Annotated in this window: 14 protein-coding genes; 5 read left to right on the forward strand and 9 right to left on the reverse strand. The window is 71.1% G+C overall.

The genetic code is table 11. From position 1 onward, the window contains the following. Nucleotides 1-131: 131 nt before the first annotated feature. Nucleotides 132-11,090, forward strand: a complete 10,959-nt coding sequence (locus ABEB12_RS39095) for a zeta toxin family protein (protein ID WP_345703529.1) — start codon at nt 132-134, stop codon at nt 11,088-11,090. 338 nt (nt 11,091-11,428) lie between these two features. On the opposite strand, the gene ABEB12_RS39100 is transcribed toward ABEB12_RS39095, so the two are convergent. Together ABEB12_RS39100 and ABEB12_RS39105 are read right to left on the reverse strand one after the other, a co-directional pair. After that, complete coding sequence (locus ABEB12_RS39100) at nt 11,429-12,496, reverse strand: right-handed parallel beta-helix repeat-containing protein (protein WP_185063246.1); 1,068 nt, start codon at nt 12,494-12,496, stop codon at nt 11,429-11,431. A 357-nt stretch (nt 12,497-12,853) separates the two neighbouring features. Then, nucleotides 12,854-13,444 carry a hypothetical protein gene (locus ABEB12_RS39105; protein ID WP_185063245.1) on the reverse strand — a complete coding sequence of 197 codons (591 nt, stop codon included), beginning with the start codon at nt 13,442-13,444 and terminating at the stop codon, nt 12,854-12,856. 206 nt (nt 13,445-13,650) lie between these two features. On the opposite strand from ABEB12_RS39105, the gene ABEB12_RS39110 reads away from it, so the two are divergent. Continuing rightward, entirely contained in the window at nt 13,651-14,076 is a 426-nt protein-coding gene (locus tag ABEB12_RS39110) for a gamma carbonic anhydrase family protein (RefSeq protein WP_345703530.1), read from the forward strand. An 18-nt stretch (nt 14,077-14,094) separates the two neighbouring features. On the opposite strand, the gene ABEB12_RS39115 is transcribed toward ABEB12_RS39110, so the two are convergent. Next, nucleotides 14,095-15,453: a styrene monooxygenase/indole monooxygenase family protein gene (locus ABEB12_RS39115; RefSeq protein WP_185063243.1), complete on the reverse strand. Its 1,359-nt coding sequence runs from the start codon at nt 15,451-15,453 to the stop codon at nt 14,095-14,097. A 424-nt stretch (nt 15,454-15,877) separates the two neighbouring features. Here ABEB12_RS39115 and ABEB12_RS39120 point away from each other — a divergent pair, with 424 nt between their 5' ends. Further along, nucleotides 15,878-16,567 (forward strand): methyltransferase, encoded by a 690-nt coding sequence (locus ABEB12_RS39120; protein ID WP_185063375.1) that lies wholly within the window; start codon nt 15,878-15,880, stop codon nt 16,565-16,567. Nucleotides 16,568-16,593: 26 nt separating this feature from the next. Here ABEB12_RS39120 and ABEB12_RS39125 read toward each other — a convergent pair whose 3' ends face one another. Next, complete coding sequence (locus ABEB12_RS39125) at nt 16,594-16,761, reverse strand: hypothetical protein (protein WP_185063242.1); 168 nt, start codon at nt 16,759-16,761, stop codon at nt 16,594-16,596. A gap of 170 nt (nt 16,762-16,931) precedes the next feature. On the opposite strand from ABEB12_RS39125, the gene ABEB12_RS39130 reads away from it, so the two are divergent. Both ABEB12_RS39130 and ABEB12_RS39135 read left to right on the forward strand, forming a co-directional pair. Beyond that, a complete protein-coding gene (locus ABEB12_RS39130) occupies nt 16,932-18,023 on the forward strand; it encodes a terpene synthase family protein (protein WP_185063241.1) in 1,092 nt (363 codons plus the stop codon). Between the two features lie 106 nt (nt 18,024-18,129). Then, the gene (locus ABEB12_RS39135) at nt 18,130-19,299 is read left to right on the forward strand and encodes a cytochrome P450 (RefSeq protein WP_185063240.1); all 1,170 of its coding nucleotides are present in this window, start codon (nt 18,130-18,132) and stop codon (nt 19,297-19,299) included. Here the strand turns inward: ABEB12_RS39135 and ABEB12_RS39140 are convergent. The 5 genes from ABEB12_RS39140 to ABEB12_RS39160 all read right to left on the reverse strand — a co-directional run bounded on the left by ABEB12_RS39140 (nt 19,294) and on the right by ABEB12_RS39160 (nt 23,676). Then, the gene (locus tag ABEB12_RS39140) at nt 19,294-19,794 is read right to left on the reverse strand and encodes a winged helix-turn-helix domain-containing protein (RefSeq protein ID WP_185063239.1); all 501 of its coding nucleotides are present in this window, start codon (nt 19,792-19,794) and stop codon (nt 19,294-19,296) included. The genes ABEB12_RS39135 and ABEB12_RS39140 overlap by 6 nt on opposite strands. A gap of 189 nt (nt 19,795-19,983) precedes the next feature. Further along, nucleotides 19,984-20,361, reverse strand: coding sequence for a Rid family hydrolase (locus ABEB12_RS39145; RefSeq protein ID WP_185063238.1), 378 nt, complete (start codon nt 20,359-20,361; stop codon nt 19,984-19,986). 155 nt (nt 20,362-20,516) lie between these two features. After that, entirely contained in the window at nt 20,517-22,577 is a 2,061-nt protein-coding gene (locus ABEB12_RS39150) for a cell division protein FtsK (protein ID WP_185063237.1), read from the reverse strand. After that, nucleotides 22,574-22,897: a hypothetical protein gene (locus ABEB12_RS39155; protein ID WP_185063236.1), complete on the reverse strand. Its 324-nt coding sequence runs from the start codon at nt 22,895-22,897 to the stop codon at nt 22,574-22,576. Before ABEB12_RS39155 ends, ABEB12_RS39150 begins: the two co-directional genes overlap by 4 nt. Further along, on the reverse strand, nt 22,894-23,676 hold the full coding sequence (locus tag ABEB12_RS39160) for a DUF2637 domain-containing protein (protein ID WP_221498432.1): 783 nt from the start codon (nt 23,674-23,676) through the stop codon (nt 22,894-22,896). Before ABEB12_RS39160 ends, ABEB12_RS39155 begins: the two co-directional genes overlap by 4 nt. Nucleotide 23,677: the final 1 nt, after the last annotated feature.

Below are 23,677 nucleotides of genomic sequence, written 5' to 3' on the forward strand. Positions count from 1 at the left end.
CCCTGGGCACACTCCTGCTCATCGACCCCGGTTTCGGGGCCGCCAGCACGGCCGTCGTCGCGCCCACTCACGGTCAACCGGCGATCGCCACGAAGGCCGGCAACGGTTCGCACGGCCACGCCGGTGGGCCGGTGGCGCTGCGGTGGTGGAGCGACGCGCACACCAGGGCGGTGCTGAAGCTCCTGCGCGCCTGGAAGGGGCCGTGGCTGTCGCTCGACGACCTGACGGTCGAGTTGCCGCGCGGGCCGCCAGGGGTGCGGGTGCTGATCCTGGACGGCGAGTTCCCGGTGCCGGGCGTGGTGGCGTTCGGCTGGGCCGCGCAGAACGCGGTGGTGATCACCCGGGCGATGGCCGAGGAGATCGCGGCGCACATCGCCGCCGGCCGGCTGCCCGCCGACTTCTGGTGGCGGCTGCTCGAGCACGAACGCGACTTCCACCTTCCCGGCGGCAAGCACTTCCGCCACACCGAGCACCAACACGCCGCCGACGCCGACCCGCTGGCCGAGGAGATCCACGCCGCCCGGACCGAGCGGTATCAGCTGGGCGCGGCGGAGAACGAGCGCGTGTTCCGCGAGGTCATCGTGCCCGAGGTGCTGAGCGGGGTGACCCCGGGCGAGTCGCTGGAGGTGGTGTTCCTGGTCGGCCAGTCCGGCGCCGGGAAGACCACCGTGAAGAAGCAGTTCACCGAGCGCATCGGCGGGCGGGAGCACGCGCTGGCCATCGACGCCGACTCGCTGCGCCAGTACCACCCGGAGTACCGGCGGATGATGGCCCGGGACGACGTTCACATGACCCGCTACAGCGACCCGGACCGCAAGATCTGGGCGGCCAAGCTGCACGAGTACGTGCGCGAGCACGGCCTCAACCTGGTGTTCGAGTCTGGTCTGCAGCGGCCGGAGGTGTTCGTCGAGCTGGCCAGGACGTACCGGGCCGCCGGCTACCGGGTCACCGTGGTCGCCCTCGGCGTGCCGGAGGCGATGAGCCGCCAGGGCGTGCTGGCCCGCTACTACGAGCAGGTCCGGGCCACCGGTCACGGGCGGCTCACCGCGGCCGCCCGCGAACGCGAGCAGGGCTTCCTCGGCACCCTGGTCGCCGCCGGGTACGTGGACGAGCTGCTGCTGGCCGACGAGATGTTCGTCTACCGCCGCGGCGAGACCGATCCGCGCTACCACGACGTGCTTGTGCACAGCGGCGACCAGGTCCGCTGGCGGAACGGCCCCGGCCTGCGCAACGCCATCGAGCGCGAACGCGACCGGAAGCTGACCAAGCAGGAGGCGAACGGGTTCCGGGCCAAGCAGCGCTGGCTGCGCAAGGTCGCCCGCCCGGAACACGCCGCCGCGATCGCCGCCATCGACCAGCTGGCCAGGCCGATCCTGCCCAGCCGCGCCCGGCTCGCGTTGGAGAGGTTCGTTGCGGCCCTGTCCGACTTGGTGCGGCAGGTCCAGCGGACGACCGCGCACGAGGAGCCCGCGGTGCCGGCGCCGACCGCGGAGCAGGTGTTCGCCCAGGTGCGGGGCGGCAGCTGGTTCTCCGTGCGCTTCACCGACGAGCAGTTGGCCGCGCTGGGCTGGCTTCCCGCGTTGGCCGAGCATGCCCGGGCACCCACCGCCCGGGAGGCCGGGGTGCTGCCGGATGGCGGGCGCCGGGTGCTGGTGCTGCCGGAGGACCTGGTCAACCAGCTGCAGACGGGCGAGTTCGGCGCACCGATCTACCGTTTCGTGGCCTGGATGCGCGCGGACGTCGCGGTGGTTTCCGAGTCGGTGCTGCGCGGCTCCCTCGACTGGATCACGCTCGGCGTGCTGGCCGAGGACTGGTGGCACCAGGCCCTCGCGTCCGGGCTGGAGGAACGGCCGTTCCTGTTGCAGCAGCTCGACTCGGCCGAGATGTCCGCACGTCGGCTCGAACGTGCCGCCGAGGACCGGCTGACGGCGTTCCTCGACCGGGCCGGCGGGTTTCCGCTGCCCGACCTGCCCGGTGCGCCGGCCGAACACGACACCGCCTTCTATCAGCGGCTCGCCGAGTGGCTCCACCTGGCCAACCAGCTGCCCGGACTCGCCGCCGAGTCCCGGTTGGTCCGGTTCACCGAACCCGGTTTCGCCGCGGAATGGTTGGCCAACGCCCGTGACGCCCGCATCCGCGACATCCAGGCCTGGACCGCCCTGCCGGCCACCGAGCAGGCCAGGGCACTGCTCGCGGAGCTGCTGGCCGAGGCGGCGTCGGCCAGCGCGAGGGGCGAACAGGTGCTGGTCATCCTGCGGCGAACGGTCCCCGACGACCGCCAGCTCGGCTACCGGATCGCCGAACAGGACGAGCCGCTGCCCTCGCACGGCCCGCACAACGCCGTGTTCCTCACCCGCCTGCTGATCAGCGAGGCCCAGGCGCGCGCGGCCCACCTCACCGAGGTGATCACTGCTCTGGAGCAGGCCATCACCCGAGCCCCGGCGGAGCGCGCGGACAGCGGCGCGGCGGACCAGGCCGGGGCGGCGGAGCGCACCCCCCAGGGCCAGACGGCACCGGACCACGACGCGAACGGCCGCGAGACCGGGGACTGGCCGACACCGGGCCGTGCCTCGGCGGCCGAACCGAACGACTCGCGCGCCGGGCGGCGGTGGTGGTCGCGGCTGCTGCGCTGGTTGGCCCGGATCGGCGTGGTGGTCGGCGTCGTCGCCGTGGCACTGGTGCTGCTCGCGCAGCCGGCCTGGGCGGTGGCGGGGCTCGCCGGGCCCGACTGGCACCGGCTGGCCGCGACCGGGGTCGCCACGGTGTTCGCGCTGGCCTGGGCGGTCGGCTACCGGCTGCGCGGCCGTTCCCCGCCGGACGCCGGCTCGCCGTCGACCGGGTGCGGGCTGTTCGACCGGATCCGTGCGGCGGTGCGGCTGGACGGGCGGCTGATCGTCGGGTTGCTGCTGTTCGGCGGGTTGTTCGGGGTCGGCACGCTGGGTGTGTCCGCGTCCGCCTTCGGGTCGGTTTCGGCGCCGCCGGCGTTGGCGGCGTCGCTGCTCGGCGGTACGGCGGTGGTCGGGGTGGCACTGACCGCGCACGTGGTCCGGATCGCCGACCCTGCCGGCCGGACGGCCCGGGTCCCGGTGCGAGTGGCGCTGGCGGCGGCCGCGCTGGCCGGGACAGTGGTGGAGCTGCTGCTCGGCCCGGCGCTGCTGCCGATCAGCGCCGCGTTGGTCGCGGCGGCGGTGGCGGAAGGCGCCCTGTTCTGGGCCGGCCGCCGCGCCCTCGCCGCCCCGCCGGCCGCACCCGAGCCGGCGATCGCCGACAACCTGGTTCCGACCGAGGTTCCCGACGCGGTCAAGGGCACCCCGCTGGCCGCCCAATGGCCGCACATCGGGGCCGCCCGCGCAGCCCGCAAGGCGCTCACCGTGCTCGCCGCCGGCGCGGCCGTCGGGTTCTTCCTGTCCCTGCACCAGTTGACCGATCTGGTCGAGGCCGCGCTTCCCCCGGCCGGGAACCGGATCAACGTGGGCGATCTCGTCGCCGCCCTGATCGGGACCAACATGATCGCGGGCGTGGTCAACTACGCCCGCACCGTGGTCGGCACGACCTGGCCCACCCTGCTCGTGATCAGCGCCGAACGGGTGTCCACGCCCCGGTTGCTGGCCCGCGTCGGCGCCGGCATCGGGCTGGCCACCGCCGGGCTGGGCGTGCTGTTCGCGGGGCTCTACCTGGTGCGGGCTGGACCGGCGGGACCCGCGCTCGCCCGGCACGCGGTGGCCGGCGCGCTGATCGGGGTGGGTACGGCGGCGGTCGGCCTGGCCGCGATGGCCGGCGTGCCGATGCTCGGGCCCGCCATCGGCCTCGGCGTCGGGGCGCTGGTCGGGCTCACCACGCTCGCCGAGCTGCCCCTCGACGCGCGCCGCCCGGTGCGCACGGTGATCGCGGTCGCCCGTGCGCTGCCCCGGCTTCCGGTGCTGCTGGCTCGCCGGCTGCTGGACGTTCCGGACGCGGTGCGGGACGTGTACGTGCTGGTCAAGCTGTACGCCCGGTTCGCGCGCAGCACCGACGCGCGGCTGCCGCTGACCGAGGCCGACCTGGCCGATCGGGAGCTGCAGGCCGTCACCGAGGCCAACCCGCGCTACGTCATCCGGGACGGCCAGCTCATCGATACCTACCGCCTCTGGCTGGACTGGTCCACGCTCACCGAACTGCCGGCGGACCTGACCGAGCTGCAACGCCGCTCCGCCCGCGCCGCCGTCGAGGCGGGCCTGACCCGAGGCGAGACCGCCCGGCTGCTCGGCATGAAGCGGCGGGTGCTGCGCCGCTGGCTCCGCGAACAGGAGGCCGGGCCGGCTGGTCCGCACGGTCCGCCCACCGGCGCCGAACCGAACCATGAGCCGTCCGGCGGTGCCGAACCAAATCATGGGCCGCCTACCGGCGCCGAACCGAACCTCGGCCCCGCCCGGGGCGCGGAGCCGGACGCCGACGTCCCGGCCCAACCGCTGACCGGTGGCCGCACCACCCGCGCACCGACATTGCGCCACTGGCTGGCCCGGTTCGCCGTGGTCGGGTCGGTGGTGCTGGCGTTGCTGGTCGGCCCGATGGCCGGGGTGGCCGCCGCGACAGCCATCGGCGAAACAGTCGCGACAGCCACGGCGGTGCCTGTGCTCCAAGCCGCAGACGGGCTGCCGGCGGCCACATCCGTGGACGGGGCGACGCTGCTGGTCGCGGCGGTAGCCGCCGTGGTGGTCACGGCGGTGGCCGAGAAGGTGTGGAACGCTCTGGTCCAGGGCGGTGAACGCGCATCGGCGGCGGTCCAGGCCCGGATGGCATGGCTGCTCGCCCGAGCCGGCCGGCTGGTCGCCGGGGTGTTCACCGGGTTCGGACTGGCCGCACTCGCCGACGACTGGCTGGTCGCCGGGCCGATCTTCTGGGCCGGCGCGGTGATGGCGGTGGGCGACCTGATCCTGCGCCTGATGCCCAACGCCATCCTGCGCGACATCGGCAAGGCCTGGACCGCAGCCAACCCGCCCATCCGGTTGTTCGGCGCCGGCGCAGCCTTCGGCGCGTTCTGGTGGCTACACGCCATGGCCCCCACCACCCAGGTATGGGCACTGCCCCTGCCGATAGCGGCCGTCGCCACCCTCGCCGGCGGCATCACGGCCCTGGTGCACTGGCGCCACGAAATCGGCACCGCCCTCCACACCGCCCTCACCGCGCTGATCAGGCAACTGAATGTTGCGTATCTCCACGCAGAGCAAGGAGTCCAGAAGGCACTCTCCTCCCCCGCCGCCCGCGCCGTGCGCCGCTGGTTCCCCACCGACCGCACGGCACTACTCGCCGGCGCACTCACCGGGATCGGCACCGTCCTGGTCATCGGCCACGCACTGACCGTGCTGGCCACTGCGGCACTACTGGTCGCCATTGCCGCACTCACCCGCGCCGTCGCCGAGCAAGCCGGCTGGCAAGGCGGCTGGTCGCAGCGCGGGCCACCACTCCTGACCCGAGTCGCCCTCGGAACGCTGCTCGGCGCCGCAGTCGCCGCGCTGCTGCTCGGCACCCCCGCCTACGCGGCCACCCCCAACGCCGCGACCCAGATCGCCCACCCGACCCTCGGGCTGATCCTGCTCATCGCCAGCGGCGTGATCACCGTCGCCGTCATCACCACCCGCACCTGGAACGCGCTCAGGGGACGCGCCTGGCGCAAGGCCGAAGTCGCCCGGCTGACCGCCCTCGACGACGAAGCCTGGTCCCACGCCATCAAGTACGCGCGCAAGCATCGCAACCAGGAACCCGAAGACCTGAGATGGGACCTGCGCGACGCCGAACGGACCGGCGTCATCGCCTACCAGGTAGGCACCCCCGAGGCGACCAAGATCCTCGCCCGGCACCGGATCGTGCTCTGGGCACTGCGCGCCGACGGCACCCTCTGGGTCTCCCGCGCCTTCGGGTACCGCAACGGCAAGACGATCTGGATCAAGCACGTGGTGCCGGCCGACGGCGGGCCGGTGATCGCCAGCGGCAACGCCAACGCCGAGGGCGGCCGGGGCCGGTGGATCAACACCCGCAGCGGCCATTTCCATCGAGGCATCAGCAAGCAGCACGATCGAACCGCACGCGCGTTCGGCGAGGCCGCGTTCGCCCGGCACGGCATCACCTTCCCCGGCAACCCGCTGGGGCGGCTGTTCCGCAAGCACGGTGGTGGCTCCGGCGGGCAGGGCGGCGCCGGCGCGACGGACGCCGGCGATCACGGCGCGGACCCGGCGCCGGATGGTGGGGGCGAGGTCGCGGAGTTCCGCGCCGGCCGACCCGCCGTGCTGGACGAGAGCAGGCCAACCCGGGGTCCACCGCTCTGGCAACGAATCCTGCGCTGGTTCCAGCGCCTGGTCACCTCGGTCATCACCGCCGTACTGGGCGTGCTCGCGCTGGCTGTGCCGTCGCTCGCCGACACCGGCACACAGCCCGCCACCGGGACGGCCGACCACCTGGTGATCCTGGGCGTCGGCGTGGCGATCGTGCTGGCCACCGTGGTCCGTCTGGTCTGGCGGCACGTACCCGCCGCCGTGGCCGTGCTCGGTGTCGCCGTCGCCACCATCACCGGCGCGCACGTCGCCGGCATCGGCCAACTTTCCCCCGTCGGCAACACGGTCAGCGGCTACGTCGCCGCACCCGACGGCTTCACGTTCCTCGCCGTCGGCATGGTCGCCATGGCCGCCGCCGTCGAGCTCGTCCGCCTCGCCGTGCGAACCGGCACTCTCACCCGGGTCCTGCTGCGCCTGTCCAGCGCCGCGCTCGTGCTCGTCGCGGTCTTCCCGACCGTGCCGAACGCGCCGGACGCCTTCTCCTCACGGATGCACCTGGCCGCGGCCGCAGTGCTGTTCGTCGCGCTGCCCTGGGCCGGGGTCCGACTCGCCGGCGCACTCCACGCCGGTCGAACCATGCGCACCGTCGCCTGGGCCTTCGTCGGCACCGCCGCCGCCACGATCATCCGGTCACTGCTGACCACGATCGACGTGGTCGGCCTGCCGGCGGCGCTGTCCCTCGGGATCATCGAACGCATCGCGCTCGCGGTCGGCGTAGTCACCGTCGGGCTGGCCGCCCGCCCGCTGCCCCGGGCAGCCGTACGTCGACTGCGCCAGGCCGCGCGGTGGACCGGGCGACTCCTCGCCAGGGCGGTGCTGGTGATCGCGTTGGCCGGCTTCCTGCTGGTCGGCCCGTTCGCCGATCACGCGTACGCGGCCGACTACTACCCGACGATCAGCGTGTTGGACGGGTTGCCCACCGCGCTGGTGGTCACGGGCGGGGCGTTGCTGGCCGCCGCGGTCGCGGCGGTGCTGCCGTTCGTCCGGTGGTGGTGGCGGCTGCGCCCGACCCGGGGGCCACCGGGGACCGCCCCGAAGCTCAGCTTCGGCGCGCTGCGGCTGGCCGTGCCGCTGCTGTACCTGGTGGTGCTGGCGCCGGTGTGGGGCGGGCTGATCTGGGCGCTCGGGCCGTTCGCCAGCGCACTCGCGCTGATCGGCACCATGTTCGGCGCGTTCGGGATTTCCCTGGTCCGGGACCGGTTCGGCGGCGACATCCGCTCCGCCGAGTACCACAGCGAGCACGCCGCCGACGACCCGAGGGAGCGGGAGAAGGCGCAGCGGTACCTGCGCGACGCGGTCGGCCGCCTGCTGGTCTGGCCGTTCGGCTCGCGGCTGACCAAGGATCCCGCTTACTGGTACCGCGCGCTCGCGGTCGGCGAACAGCTCAGCGGCCAGCCCGCCACGGACCGACCGGCCCGGTCGTTGCGCCGCTGGACCGTGATGGCGGCGCTGCTGCTGGCCTTCACCGGCGTGCTGCGCACCGCCGCCCCACCGGCGCCCATTGCCCTGCCCACCAGCGCGGTCGTCCCCGCTCACGCCTCGGAACAGGGCCTGGCCGCCCAGTTCACCCGGGCCGGGTTCGTCGAGCGGGTTGATCCACAACGCGGACCGCTGCTGGTATTGCCCGACCCGCGCGGCGACCTGGTCGTCGGCGCCATGCCGGACCAGGTCATGACGCTGACCGACGAGCTGCGCAGCCTCACCTACACCATCGAGCACAAGGCCTACCTGAACGAAAGCTACTGGCCCAGCTTCCGCCCGAAGGACGAAAGCTCCGCCGGTCCCGCCGAGGTCGCCGAGGCCTGGCACAACCGCCCCGATCGGCCCCGGGCCAGCGCGGACGGCTTCGACTACACGATCAGCCCGGACGCCCAGAAGGACCCGATCGGGCTGCTGACCCAACGCACCCCGGTCGGTGCCGGCCTGATCCAGTCGCAGCCGGTCGACCCCGGTTACGCCGAGTCCGCGCCACGCCTGCCCGCCGCCGGCCACGCCGGGGCCACCGACGTGCTGGCGCGGGCCATCCCGGCGGTGGTGCGGCTGCGGCTGGCCGACGGCAGCGCGGTGGGCAGCGGCGTGATCATCGACCCGAACGGCACCATCCTCACCGCCGCACACGTCACCACCGGCGACGGCCAGCCCATCGACCTGGTCGCCGAGCTACGCGACGGCCGCTCCTTCCGCACCACGCACATCGAACGCCCGGACGGGACCGAGGTAGGGCGCGAGGTGCAGCGCCGCCACCCCGGCCTGGACCTGCCCCGGTCCATCAGCTACTGGCGGACCGACGGCGACGAGCTGAAGCACGACGTGGTCGACATCGACGCGCTGCGCATCGACCGAGGCGTGGACACCGGCCGCCCCGACTACGCCAAACCGCTGCCCTACGTGCGGATGGCGCCCACTCGGCCGGCCGAGGGCGAGCCGGTGATCGCGGTCGGCTACCCGGGTGTGGAACCGGACCTGCAGCAGTTCGCGCTGTCCGGCGGGCCTACCCAGCGCGGCCCCGACCCGCTGGAGTTCAGCTACTTCGGTTGGTCCACCCGGGGCTTCTCCGGCGGCGCGCTGTTCAACACCCGGGGCGAGCTGATCGCCCCGCTCACCAAGAGCGAGGGCTCGTCCACGGTCACCGGCCAGAGTGGTCCCGAGTTCGCCCGCGCCTTCGCCGAGACGGTGACCGGCCGCCGCAACCGGACCGCCCCACGCCGCACCGGCAACCGCCCCGCCCCAGGCGCAGGCGACGGCCCGGGCAACGGCCCCGGCTCCGGCGGCGGCCCCGCCCGACGCGACGGCCCCCGTGGCGACGGCAGCGGCACTTCGCCGGTGCGTGACCCGGCCGGCGGTACGACCCGACCAGTCCACAAAGCCGGTTGGGCACGGCGCCTCGCACGGGCGGTGATCACGATCGGTGCACCCGCCGGGCTGCTGCTGATCGGCCCGTTCGCCGGCACCGCATACGCGGCCGACTACTGCCCGACGGTCAGCCCGGTCGCCGGGTTGCCCACCGCGCTGCTGGTCACCGCCGGCGTGTTGCTGGTCGCCGCTGTGCGCACGGTGATGCCGTTCCTGCGCTGGTGGTGGCGCCTGCACCCGACCCGAGGGCCGCCGGACACCACCAAGCTGGGCGCGCCGAAGGTCGGCATCGGCGCACTGCGGCTGGCCGTGCCGGTGCTGTACGCGCCGGTGCTGGTCGGCTTCTGGTGGGGCCTGATCACCCTGCTCGGTCCGGCCGGCGGGCTGCTCGCTCTGGTCGGTACGGCGGCCGGCGCCGTCGGCCTGACGATGGTGCGCGACCGGTTCGGCAACGACGTCTACTACGCCGAGTTCTACAGCGAACGCGGCAGGGAACCGGCCGACCGGGACAAGGCGCGGCGGTACCTGCACGGCGGGGTCGGCCGCCTGCTGCTCTGGCCGTTCGGGTCGCGGGTGCTGAAGGGGCCGCGCTACTGGAGCCGCGCCCTCGGGGTCACCGAGGAGCTGACCGGCCGGCCCGCCGCCCACCGGCCCGCCAGGTCGGTGCGCCGGTGGGCGGTCATGGTCGCCCTGCTGCTCTCCGTGACCAGCGCGCTGGAAGGTGGCGCCCGGCTCGCCCCGGTCGCGCTGCCCTCCAGCGTGGTCATCCCGGCGCACGATGCGGAAACCCGGCTGGCCACCGAATTCACCCAGGCCGGGTTCGTCGAGCGGGTTGATCCGCAACGCGGACCGCTGCTGGTACTGCCCGACCCGCGCGGCGACCTGGTCGTCGGCGCCATGCCGGACCAGGTGATGACCCTGACCGACGAGCTGCGCAGCCTCACCTACACCATCGAGCACAAGGCCTACCTGGACGAACGCTACTGGCCCGACTCCCGCCGGCGCGACGAAACCGCCGCTACCCCCGCCCAGATCGCCCAGGCCTGGCACACCCGCGACGACACGCCCCGGGCCAGCGCGGACGGCATCGACTACTACATCAGCCCCGATCAGCGCCAGCCGATTGCGCTGCTGACCCAGGACACCCCGGTCGGCGCCGGCCTCATCCAGTCCCAGCCGCTCCGCGCCTCCGACGCCACCGATGCACCGAGGCTCGACGCGAAGCCCGGCGCCACCCCGACCGACGCGCTGGAGCGGGCCATCCCGGCCGTGGTCCGGCTCCGGGCGGCGGACGGTACCTCGGTGGGCAGCGGCGTGATCATCGACCCGAACGGCACCATCCTCACCGCCGCGCACGTCACCACCGACGATGGCGAGACCCGCGAGCTGGTCGCCGAGCTGCGCGACGGCCGTTCGTTCCGTACCCGGCCGATCCAGCGCCCGGAGCCGAACGAGGTCAGCGCGCGGATCGGCGGCACCGACCGCGCGCAGGCCTACTGGCGGACCGACGGTGACCAGGAGTCCACCCGGGTCGTCGACATCGACGCGCTGCGCATCGACCGGGGCGTGGAGACCGGCCGCCCCGACTACCGCAAGCCGCTGCCCTACATCCCGATGGCGCGGACCGCACCCGCCCCGGGCGAACCGGTCATCGCCATCGGCTACCCCGGCATCACCGCGGCCAGGCAACAGTTCGCCCTCGCCGGCGGACCCGTGATCAAGACCAGCAACCCGCTCAACCTCAGCTTCTTCGGCTGGGCCACCGGGGGCTTCTCCGGCGGCGCGATCGTCAACGCCCGGGGCGAGCTCGTCGTCCCGCTCACCAACACCGCTAACCGGGGCCCGCCCACCGTGACCGGCCAGAGCGGACCCGAGTTCGCCCGCGTCTTCGCCGAGCTGGTCACCCACGCCGCCGGGGAAGCGCGATGACCGCCCGAAGCCCGCCGTCCTTCCGCGGCCATCCGCCCATCCCGCAACGAGGAAGGAACCCGACCATGTCCCTCGCCACCATCCACCGGCCGCGGGTAGCGCTCACCGACCGGGTCTACCGGGCACCGCGGCACCGACGCCGCCCCGCTCGACTGGTTCGCCGACGTCCGTCGGTGCGCTCGCGCGCTCGGCTTGCGGATCTGTCCAGAGCGCCGACCGGACGCCTCGCGGAAATGTTCACCAGGCCCGACCCCGTCGAAGGGACCCCACCGGACGGCCGGATCCGCGTGAGCATCCAACGCTCGGTCCCGGAGCTGTTGGCCTAACCGAATCGGCCGTCACGGCTCGCAGGTGGGTGCCGGGCCGAGGTAACCGGGCTTGGAGGACTCGTCCATGCCCACGTGGCAGGGGATGCGCGGATCGAGCCGGTTGCCGACGACCTTGCCCTCGGTGGAGCCGATATCGAACGCGAACGCTTTGCGGATCGGGCCCTTGATGTCGTTGAACGCGATGGTCATGCGCTGGATGTCCTCGAGCATGACCGTCTGGTACGCAAGTCCCGTCGCGTCGCACAGGTTGCGGCTGAAGATGATGTCGCGGCTGTGCCCTTGGCCGCTGCCCTCGCCGTCGTTCGGTCCCTCGGCGATCAGGCACTGGTTGTCGATGCCTTCGCAGCGGTTGCTGTCGATGAGGACGTCCCAGCTGGGGTCGTTGTAGATCACCACGGGAGGCTTCGGGTCGCCGTCCTTGGAGTAGGTCTGCATGCAGTCGGCGTGCGCACCATCGGTGTTGCGGACGTTGGTGATGGTGTTGTTGAGGATGCGCAGTCGGCTGCCGAAGAACCGGATGCCGTCGTTGTCCGCGTCCTTGGGGTTGTCGATCACCATGTTGCGCAGGGTCATGTTGTGGCCCTTGATGAGTACGCCGGGCGCCTCGGCGTCGATCGAGTTGAAGTTCTCGATCACGACGTTGCTGGCCACGACGAAGATCCCTTTGATCGCGCTGCCGTCGCCGACCAGGTTGATCTGTGGCTGGGGCTTCTCCGGCGCCCGGATGATCAGCATGCGTTCCGAAGCGCCGCCGATCACGCAGATCCGGTCACCGGCTCGCGCGGCGTTGACCGCCGCATCGGCTTCCGCCGGCTTGACCTTCTTGGCGCAGCCGGTGGGGGCGGGAACCGGCCGGTGCGCGCCCTTGGCGCCCAGCGGGGTCGGGCCGATCGGCAGGTTGCCCAGCTCCGGGATGTAGATCGGCGGCACGTCGATCGGGATCTCCGGCCCGCCCGGCAGATCCACAGCGGAAGCCGCACCCATGCCCAGCCCGGCCGCCGTGAGCGCAACGGCCCCAGCGACCGCCAGCGCAGCCTTCGCCGAAGTCCGGCGCAGCACACGGTTGATCGAACCCACCACTGATCTCAGCCCCCACCCCAGGTTCGCCACAAGATCGGCGGCAGACTAGCCCACTTGATCACTCGGGGTAGCGCCGGGGCGACGTTCCGTGATGCAGCGACGCGACAGTGTCCACCTCGCTCAGCTTCACCAGCAGCAGCCTGCCGTCAGCGAACGAGACCAAGAAGCGTGCCGATCAGGTCGGCGCACAGGCGGTGCTCATGCTCGTCTTGTTGGCTGCCGCTCGAAGGATTCCTTGGCCTGTTTGGCGAAGTCGGGCCCTTCGTCCAGAGCCCCACTCAGGAGGGCCGCTTCCTCGGCACCTGCTCCGGCCAGCCAGCCTCTCCGCGTTCCTGACCAGCAAGGAATCCCGGGTCATATCAGCAGTGGCAGCAGGACGAGCTGAGCGGCGATGACAATGTCGACGACCGCGCACCACTCGGCGCCGGTGCGCGCCACTCCCGCGTCGGCCCGGTAGTGCGCGATGTCCCAGAGGCCGTGCGCGAACCAACCGGCCGCCACCAAGTACCGGCCGAGGTCCGGCGCGCTGGCCAAACCCGCCACCGCTAGCGCGGCGAACACCACCAGCCCGGCGATCTGCAGCAGGAACGACGGGTGCGCCAACCGCCCGCGCACCGATCCCCACAGCACGCCCGTGAGTGAGATGGCGAGCAGCACCAGCACCGGCTCGACACGCTCCTGCATGCGCAACAGCACGAACAGGCCGGTGACCCCGACCACCACGAACCACGTCCAGCCCCGCCGGGCGACCGCCCCCACCACCACGTACCACAGCGGCAACAGCAACATCGCCTGAGCGAGGGCGTGCACCTCCTCTGCGTTCGGCTGATCGAAGAAACCCGGCGCACTGACGGCGAGCGCGAGCAACGTCGGCCACCGCCGAGCCAACGCCCCTCGCGGCCCGACCCCGCTCGACTCGTCCGACATGGCCGCTCGATCAGCCATCGGAACCTCCCGCTACGTGGTCACTTTGCCGCGGAGCCGTAGGCCAGGACCAGCACCACGGCCAGTGCCGGGGGCAGGAACGACGCGAGCAGTTCCAGCCAGGTGACGCCGGGCCAGCCGGCCACAGCGTAGATCCACTCACCGAGTTGGGTGCCGGCGTACCGACGGCGGAAGACGGACGCGTAACCGTCGGGAACGACGTCGTCGTGTTGGAGAACGCGCTGATCCGCGGGCGGAGGGATCACCCGGCTGTGCTCGGTGACGCGGTCCTCATCGGACCTCACGCTCACATCAACGGTGCCACTGTCCAGGACGAGGTGTTCATCGCTACGGGCGTGTCTGTTTTTCCAGGTGCTCTCGTCGGAGCAGGCAGCGAGCTACGCATCAATTCGGTCCTGCACGTGAACTCGCGGCTGGAGCCCGGGAGCACACTGCCGATTGGCTGGATCGCGATTGGGGACCCGGCGCAGATGTTCTCGCCTGACCGGCATGACGAACTGTGGGCAGTCCAGAAGCCTCTGGATTTCCCCGGCACTGTCTACGGCGTCTCGCGTGACGAGAGCCTGCGTACGATCCTGAACCAGCAGGTTCAGTTCTACGGCGAGCACCGACAAGACCGGCTAATCGGCTGACGGCCCCGGCGGGCGTTTCTACCCTCGCTGGTTGAGCCTCTGGGAGAGTTGGTGGCCGAGGACCTTCCCGGCCACGCCGATCTTGTAGCGCAGCACGTCGGTTCGGCTGACCTGATGCTGCCGGAGGAACGCCCTGGCCGCGGTGGGTTCGGCGAACCACGGGAACAGGCCTGCCGGATCGCCGAAGCCGTCGAAGATCGCGGAGCCGATCTCCGGGTGCCGCGACGCGGCGATCAGGAGGTCTTGCTGGAACCCGGCCCGCGGTTCCAACAGGGCGTTGGAGAAGTCGTTGACGAAGCGGCCGTATGTCCAGAACTCGTCGAACTGGCCGTTCAGCCAGTCCGCGTCGAATGGCCCGTCGCCGCGGGCGGCCAGACGTTCGGCGAAGAAACGTGCCATCCGGGTGGCGTTGTTCGCGCCTTGCCCGGCGAGCGGGTCGTTGAGTACGACGGCGTCGCCAAGGCCCAGTACGCTGCGTCCGGACGGCAGTCGGCGGACCGGTTTGCGCACCGTTGGTGTGATCGCCCCGGTCAGCCAGGTGAGCGGGCTGGTCGGGGCGGCGGGCGCAAGAAATGCCGCCTCCCAGGGCAGCAGGTCCCGCGCCAGACCGCGCAACACGTGCACTCCTTGCTGTGCCGACCCGATATCGGTGAAGCGATCGGCCGCGCCACCGGGTACGGCTTCGACGACCACGCTAATGCACGGGCCCGCGTCCTTGTCCAGGAACGGGACCCAGAAGATCTCGGCGACACCGGGGATGAATGAAAACTTCAGGTGCTCATGGTGGAGACCCGCCGCGAGATCGTAGTCCCGGATATTCACCATGAAGAGGTTTCTTTTGGGACGGTTGTGCACGCTGCGTTTCGGGTCGCGTTCGAAAAGTGTCGAACCGAAGCCCTGGTGGCCAGCGGTCACCACGGTGACGTCGTACTCGGCGGCGAGCGCGTCCAGCTTCTCGAACGATATGGCATCGACGCTGATCAACACGCCCCGCGTGGCGAGCTCACGCATGCCGTATGCGAACTTCAGGCGCTGGTCGACCGCCAGCGCGGGCAGCCGCAGCGGCGCGGCGATCGAGAACAGGACCAGCCGGTCGGCCGCGCACAGATCGAGGTGAATCCGCTCGATGCTCGGCGCGGTGCCGTCCCAGAAGGTGAGCCCCAGCTCCCGTTCCCGCACCACCTGCTCACCGAACAGGCACGCGGTGGGCCGGCCCCGATCGGCCAGGTAGTCCTCGGGTCCGCGATCGGAGTAGAGCGTGACCCGGAAGCCGCCCCGCAACAGCTCAGCGGCCAACACGATGCCGGCTTGCCCTGCCCCGACTATGCCCACCGACCGGCTCACCGCCCAGCCTCCTTTGCCGGTGGCACGACCCACACAACTGGTTCGCCGGCCACGCAGGCCAGACCAGCGAGCCAGCCAGCAGCATGCCGAACTGGCTGACCACGGTATTCGCCGACCGCGTCTTGATCAAGGCATCGCCCACTCCTCGGCGTGCTCGGTGATCGTAGCGATCAAGGGGCCCTTCGCTTCGGCGTACGCGGTCGTACCCGAGGTATCGGTGAAGTCGCCAGTTCTTCCTGTTACGAGACGATCGGCGCACGGCGGGAGCCGGTCAGTCGTCAGCTATTGGAACACGTTCTACCAGCGGATACACCCAGGAACAGGGCGTGATATACGACATCACGGGCGCGCCACGCGCGCACTGGCCACACCGTTTGCCTTGCGAATCTTCAAAGCTCAACTTAATCTTCGTAAGGAATTTCCCCGCAGCTTCACGCGAGAATCTGGAAGTCGAGGCATGGACGTAAAGGAAACTCCGGAAGAAGTTGAAGAAATCATTTCGAGAGTTCTCGCTGAGGGTGCCCCGCCGGAGCAATTCCACCTACTCGGACGAGAATGGGAACTGCATTCAGGCGTGTTTCCCGCCACGATGACGGCGGCCACGGAGGTGATGGCCTCGATCGTGCCCTACCCGGTTCACGGGCGTTTTCTCGAGGTCGGGTCGGGCAGCGGGGTCATCGCGGTCACCGCCGCCCTGCATGGCTGCGCCGAGGTGACCGCGGTGGACATCAGCGAAGCGGCCGTTGCCAACACGAAGGCCAACGCCGCCCGGCATTTCGTGGCGGACCGTGTCGAAGCGGGACTCAGTGACCTGTTCCAGGGCGTTTCTCCGGACCGGCGTTTCGACGTCATCTTCTGGAACGTGCCGTGGACCTACGTGCACCCCGGCTACTCGCTGCGTTCCTCGCTGCACGCCGCCGTGTTCGACCCCGGCTACCAGAACCAGGCCAGGTACATCGCGGAGGGCCCACGCTACCTCGCCCCGAACGGCCGCCTGTTCATCGGCACGGCCGACCTCGGCGAGCGGGACCGGCTGGACGAACTGGCCAACGCCGCCGGGCGACGGATCCTGCCCGCCCGGGTCGTGCGACGGCAGGAGGTGCACCGCCTCATGGAGTACCAGCTGCTCGAGGTGCTCCCCCGCTGAGCCGTCGCCGGTCACCGCGTCGGAGTTCAGTTCCGGGGATCGACGAGCTCTTCGAGCTGGTCGGCCACTCGGTTGATCGCCGAGGCGATGGCCAGTAACGCCCAGACCTGGGCGGCGGCCGGCAGGTTGGCGTTCAGGTTCTCGTGTGCGACCACTTCGTGCCGGCCCGGCCCGATCATGCAGTCATCGCTCACGGCTGGTGGTTCCCCCTGATCCTGTGGCAGGTGGTGACCGGCCGGTCACCGAGGGTTCTCATGGTGGCGGGTCGAGCGGCTCGCTGTGGCCAGTTTCGGCAAACCTCGAAAGAGTGGAAGGATCCACTCAGGGGTGACCACTTACTGGCGCCGTGCCAAGGTACTCAGCTGTGGACCTAGCGAGGTTGGTTTCCACCGACGCTGGCCAGGAGACCGCCGTTCCACCGATCTACTGCCCGATTCCCCCCGCCGTGCACCCGGCGGTCGACCTCGTCGACCGGCGCGCGCTCGACTGGATGCGCTGCCGTGGGCTGTGCCCGGACGACCAGGCGCTGGCCAAGTTGGCGCGGATCAACTGCGGCGGACTGGTGGCCCGGCTGTTCCCCACCGGCACCGAGCACGCGCTGGAGACGATCACCAAGTTCTGCTACTGGGGCTTCGTACTGGATGACATCGTCGAGGCGCTCGCCCACGAGTCACTGCTCACCGTGACCGACCGGCACCTCCGATTGATGCGGCTGCTGGACGCGCCGCACTCCACCGTCCTGACCGACGATCCGTTCGCCCAGGCGTTCCGGGAGATCCGTGCGAGCATCGGCGAACTGGCCTCGCCGGCGGTGTATCGGCGCTGGATCGAGCTGCACCGGGGCTTCACGCTCGGGGTGCTCTGGGCGGCCGCGTACCGGCAGGCCGAAACCGTCCCTGACCCGGACGCCGTCACGCTGATCCGGCCGGCCGACGCGGGCGCGTCCAGCTACGGAATCGGGCTGATGGAGGCGGCCGGGGACTTCGAGGTCCCGGCCGAGAAACTCGACCGCCCGGACGTGCGCCTGCTGGTGGACATCACCTCGGTGATCTTGGCCTGGGACAACGACATCTACTCGTGCTTCCGCGAGGCCGAGCGGCCGGTGCAAAGCATCAACCTGGTCAGCGCGCTGGCCAGGCACCGCGACCTCGACCCCCGGTGCGCGCTCGCCGAGGCGATCCGGATGCGCAACCGGGCGATGTACAGCTACCTGCGACACCGGAGCCGGTTCCCGGACGACGGCGACCAGCCGCTGCACCGCTACGTGCGCGGCCTGGACCACCAGATCCGCGGCAACCTGGACTGGGGACTGCACGCCACCCACCGCTACCTCACGACGTCCAACGGCTCCCCGGCGCTGGCACTGTGCGAACGGCCCAGCCGCCGAATCCACGGCCATGACCTCACCGAGCCGGTGGACCTGCCGTCCATCCGGTGGTGGTGGGACAGGCCATGAGTCCGATTGCCAGAGCGCCGGACCGGCTCCCGTTCGTCGGCCACCTTCGCCAACTTCACCAGGACCGCTGGGCTTCCTCCGGTCGCTGCCCGCGTTGGGGGATCTCGTGGAGATCCAACTGGGCGCCGAGCCGGCCATCGTGGCGTGCACCCCCGACCTCACCCGGCAGGTGCTGGTCGACGACCGCACCTTCGACAAGGGCGGACCGCTGTTCGAGCGGGGCATGGAGATCGCCGGCGACAACCTGGTCACCTGCCCCCACAGCACGCACCGGGCGAAGCGCCGGGCGGCGCAACCGGCCTTCCATCACTCCCGGATGCCCGAGTACGCGCGAGTGATGAGCCGGCAGGTCGTCGCCCGCACCGACACCTGGCGGGACGGGCAGGTCATCGGCGTGCTCGCCGAGACGATGATCCTCTCGTCCGAAACGCTGATCCGGACGCTGCTCGCCGACAGCCTGCAACCCGGCGAGATCCGGGCGCTGCACGACGATCTCGCCGTCATCCTGTCGAACCTGCTCCGCCAGGTCATCCTGCCCCCGGTGGTTCGCCGGCTGCCCGGGTCGGGCCACGGCCGGTTCCGAGCCGCGTCCGCGCACGCCAGGCGGACCATCGCCGAAGCCATCGCGCGCCCTTCATCCGGCGACCGAGGTGCCCTGCTCGCCGCGCTGGCCAGCGGCGGGCCGGCGCGCGGCGATGCCGAGCTGAACAACATGCTGGTCGCCTTCTTCCTCGCCGGCACCGAGACGACGGCGACAACCCTGGCCTGGTGCCTCTACCTGGTGGACAACCACAAGGCGGCCGGGGCCCGGCTGCGCGCCGAGGCGGAAACCGTGCTGGCCGGTCGGGCGCCCTCCTTCGACGACCTGCCGAACCTGCGCTACACCCAGCGGTTCCTGACCGAAGTCCTGCGCCTCTATCCGCCGACCTGGCTGCTGACCCGGCGAACCAGCAAGCCGACCACGCTGGCCAACCACCCGATCCCATCCGGAACGACGATCGTGTGCAGCCCGTACCTGATCCACCACCGCCCGGACCTGTACCCGGCACCGGAACGCTTCGACCCGGACCGCCCCACGCCGGAACGGGACACTTACCTCCCGTTCGGCGACGGCGCCCGCCGGTGCATCGGTGACAGGTTCGGCACCGCCGAGCTGGTGCTCGCGCTCAGCGGCATATGCGCAGGCTGGACGCTGGAGACGGTCCGGCCCCCCACCACCAAGGTCAGCATGATCATCCGGCCGCATGGCCTACGCATGCGGGTACACGCCTTATGAGGAGGTGGCGCTGAGCCGGTAGCCGAAGCCGTGCACGGTCTCGATCAGCTCCGGGCGCTTGATCTTCGCGCGCAGCGACGTCATGTGCACCGCGAGGATCCGCGACGTACGCGGAGTGTCGATCCCCCACACGTCCTCCAGGATCTCGCCACGGCTGACCGCGTGCCCGGCCCGGCGGGCGAGCACCGCGAGTACCTCGAATTCCCGGACGGTCAGCCTTGGCCTTTCATTGCCGGCACGAATCGTCCGCTGTTCCAGGTCGATCGTCACATCCATGTATTCGACGACCTGTTTCGGCGACTCGGTGGTCCGCCGCGCGATCCGCTCTATGCCGTCCAGCAGCCGGCCGAGCCGACCGGTCTTGTCCGGCCCGGCCTTGTCGATATCGAACAGGATGATTCCCCTGCTCAGAGCACCCTCACGCGGCTCTTCCTGGTCCGAGTCCAGCAAGTCCGCCAGTATCCGGCTCAGCTCCGCGCTGTCCTCGACGAGCACTACACGAACCATTGGAATATCAGAACTCAATCGAGTCCGGTTTGCAAACTATTCTTTGTGCGAAATTTGCTGACGGAATAATGTACAAAAATCTCGCGCCAATGAAATCTGGCGCGTCGGTAGTCTTTCATCGGCCGTGCGGTTACCGTTCTCCGATCCGGTTCGCGCTCGCCGGCCGCACGGGCACCGTCAGCTCGGGTCGATCGCGTAGGCCTCGATCTCCACCTTCATCCGGGGGTCGATCAGCCGCGACACCTCCACCAGCGTGGCCGCCGGGCGGATCTCGCCGAAGACCTCCCGGTGCGCCTTGGCCACCAATGCGGCGTCGTCGATGTCGGTCACGTAGGTGACGGTGCGCACCACCGCCTCGACGCTGGACCCGGCCTCGCGCAGCGCCCGCTCGATGATGGCCAGCGCGGCGCGGGCCTGCCCGTAGGCGTCGGTGTCGTCCAGGTGCGGCGGCTGGGCGGTGGTGCCGGCGACGTGCACCTGGTTGTCCACCCGCACGGCCCGGCAGTACCCGTACACGTCCTCGAACGGCCCACCGGAGCTGATGTTGCGGCGCATGCGGCCAGTCTCCGATGTTGCCGCCCCCGCGACCAAGCAGTTTCCGCGCACCACGGTGCTAGACCGCTAGTGCGCTGGTCAGCGGCCTAGTGCCGACCGCTAGACCTAGCAGGCCGGGCGCTTGGTCTAGCGGGTCGCTAGCGGGTTTGCGGTGGTCAATCGCAGCCGGCCGCGAGGGCTTCCAGGACGGCTTCGCGGCTGATTCCGCGCCGGTTGGCGCCTCGTCCGTCCGGTGTCTGGCCCCATACCTGCCCGGTCGTGACGCCATAGGGTTTGAGACAGGTAGCCAGGTCGGTCGGACTCCAGCCGTCGTAGGCGTCCGGATTCGCCTCGGCGAGCCGAGCGATCACCGTCTCCGACCACAACCGGGCCTCGTCCTCGGTGAACACGGCCAGCACGTCATCCAGCAGACGGGGCGCCGGGTGCTCGACGATGTAGTCGCCGCCGTCCGCGACCCCGGACAGGGTGCCGGCGGTGATCCGCAGTTCTCGGCCGCGTTCGCAGATCTTCTGCAGGGTGGGCAGGTCCATCAGGTCGGTGCGGATGATCTGCCCGCCGAACTCGGTCAGCGCGCCGTCGTCGGAGCCGAGCAGGATGCCCACGCCCTTGTGGGCGCGCAGTAGCTTGGACGCGTCCAGGTCGGGGTAGGCGCCGGCGCCGAGGATGGTGTCCGAGGATTGCCAGTTCATCACCTTCATGGCGAACCGGATGCCGAGCTGCCCGCGCAGGCTGTCCGGCATCACCTTCGCGTCCGGCTTCTGGGTGGCCAGCACGAGCATGATGCCGACCGCCGGCCCGACCTTCACCAAGTCGGTGAGCAGCTCCAGAACCGTCTTGCCGTGGTCGGGGTGCTCCAAGTAGCGCTGCACCTCGTCGACACACACCAGCCGCAGCGGCATCCCCAGCTGCTTGTTCCGGGCGATGGCGGGAGTGAGTTTGCCCTCCGGGCACAGGTCGTTGGGCAGCTCGCGCAGCCGCTCATACCGGTCGTTCATGTCCTCGACCAGCTCGTGCAACACGTGCACCAGGTGCTCGACCACCGCTGTACGGGCGCCGGAGCCGTAGCGATGCGCGACCAGTTCGAACGGCTGCCAGTCCTTGCCGCCCTTGCCGTCGAACACGAACAGCTGCACCCACGGATCGAGTGCGGCCGCCGCAGCCGGCAGCCGGGCGGCGAACGTCTTGCCCATCCGAGGGATGGCGCCGACCAGTAGGGACGACCACACCATGGCCAGTCGTACCGGCCGTTTGCGGGCGTCCTGGCCGAACCGGAAACCCTTCCAGAAGTCCACCTGGTCCGCTTTGGCCAGCGCGGTGACGGCCGGTTTCTGGGCGAAGACGTCCACGTCGGCCACCCAAAGCGCGACCCGCCGGGCCGATCCGCCTTCGCCCCGGATGCGATCGAGGAACACCTGTACCTCGTCGACGTCCAAGGCGGCAGCGATGTCCTGGTGCTTCTTCAGCGCGTCGGCGGCCTTTCTCCCGTACGGCAGGTCGACCAGCGCCAGCCAGCCGTCGCCGTCGCGACAGATCGGCCGCGGGAAGGTGACCGGGTTGTCCTCCTTGCCCAGCCCGGCCGCCTGGAACGCGTGCGTCACCAGGTCGGGCGTGAGCTTGCGGGCGCGCTGCACGACCACGGCCGGGTCCAGGAACGGCCGGTTCTCCCGACGCCCGTGCCATCCGGCCAGCGCGACCATCAGGGCGAGCACGGCCCATGACAAGCGAGGCCAGAGCACGCCGGCGACGCCCAGCGCGGAGACGGCACACGCGGCCAGGCTCGCGGTGGTGGTGAGCCGGAGCCGGACCCGGTTGTTGCGCTGCCGCGACAGCGACATGTATCCGGTGACGTCGCCGCGCTCGATCGCGGACAGCCGCAGCGGCCGGCCCTCGGCGTCGGTCACCCATCGGAAAAGCGCCGCGATCGCCCGGCCCGCACCGAGCGGCGCCTGCAGGACGATGCGCGCCAGGTACTTCGGCAGCCGGACGGTGTGGAAGGCCGAGGTGTGCCAGGCATAGGCGGCCAGCCAGCGCACGAACGCCTTGCGCTGCCTGGCATCACGGATCCAGGTGGGCACTATCGGGCGCCGGTCGAACGGGCGCGGCGGCAGGTCGGTGCTCCCGAGCGTGGTGCCCGGGACGACGTCCGGCGGCGCCTCGGGACGGCGGTCCTCGACCACGACTGGGGTGGACTCGATCAACTCGTGGTCCTGGTTCATCGGTCCTCCTCTCCGTCGGCCGGGTCGGCTTCGTTCGGTGGTAGTTCGCCCTGCGCGGCGAGTTCGTCGACCAGGTAGTACAGGGCTTCCGGGTCCCCGTCCCGGGCGGCGGTGAGGGTGGCGCGGGCGGCGGCAAGAAGGTTTGCCGAGGTCATCCGGGTCAGGGCGAGTAGGGATCGGGTGCGGTGCAGTTCGGCGAGCAGGACCGGGATGTCCGCGGTGGCGTGCCAGAGATCGATCGGGTGGCGGGTGTGGCACGCGCGGTGGAAGTGGGCTTGGACAACCTCCAGGTTGATCAGGGGTTTCTGTCGGTTCGTCATCGCTGGTTGGCAACCTCCTTCTCGTCGGGAGCATGGGCCGCCGGGGCGCTCGCGGCGAGGCGCCGGCGGAGTTCGGTGGCGCGCGAGCCGCTGATCTTGAGGGCGGCGCGCAGGGCATCGCGGCTGATGGGCCGGCCGTGCTTGACCCGGTGGCGGTGGTCGGCGGCGCGGGCCGCGTCCAGCAGTTCGGACTCGGTTCGGTGCTTGGCGCGCCTTCGGGCCGGGCGGCGGGTGGGGTTTGCTCGTCCGGGCGCGGTCCGGGCCTTGGCTCCCGGCCGGTCCCCGACCCGCGGCGCCGGTACGTCCCTCTTCTCGGCCTCCGGTACGGCCTGTTCGCCGGCCTCTGGGACGTCCGGCAGGTCGACCTCGGGCGCATCGACGCCGGTGTGCAGTGCGTGCAGGTGGGCGATCAGGCCTAGTACCGCCGCCGGGACGGCGCCGACGCTGACCACGATCGGCCACGTCACGGTCAGCAGTCCGGTACTCAACGCGTGGTAGATCGCGTTGCCGACCACGCTGCCGGCGATCGCGCCCAACGCGTTCGCGGCGGCGAACCGGCGCGTCCGCGTATGTCGAGCCCGGCCGGCAAGCCACAGCCTGGTCGATGTCATCGCGTAGGCATCCACCGTCACCGGCAGCAGCCACGCCAGGTGCTCCGGCCATCCGGCAGCCGCCGCCAGCCCGCGCAGCCCGGAGAAGCTGGCCACAGCGGCGGAGGTCGCCGCGATAGTCATGCCGGACATCGACCACAAGTCACGCTCGGTCGTACGTCTGCTCATG

Source organism: Actinospineispora eucalypti (genome assembly GCF_039543365.1).
GTDB lineage: Bacteria > Actinomycetota > Actinomycetes > Mycobacteriales > Pseudonocardiaceae > Pseudonocardia > Pseudonocardia eucalypti.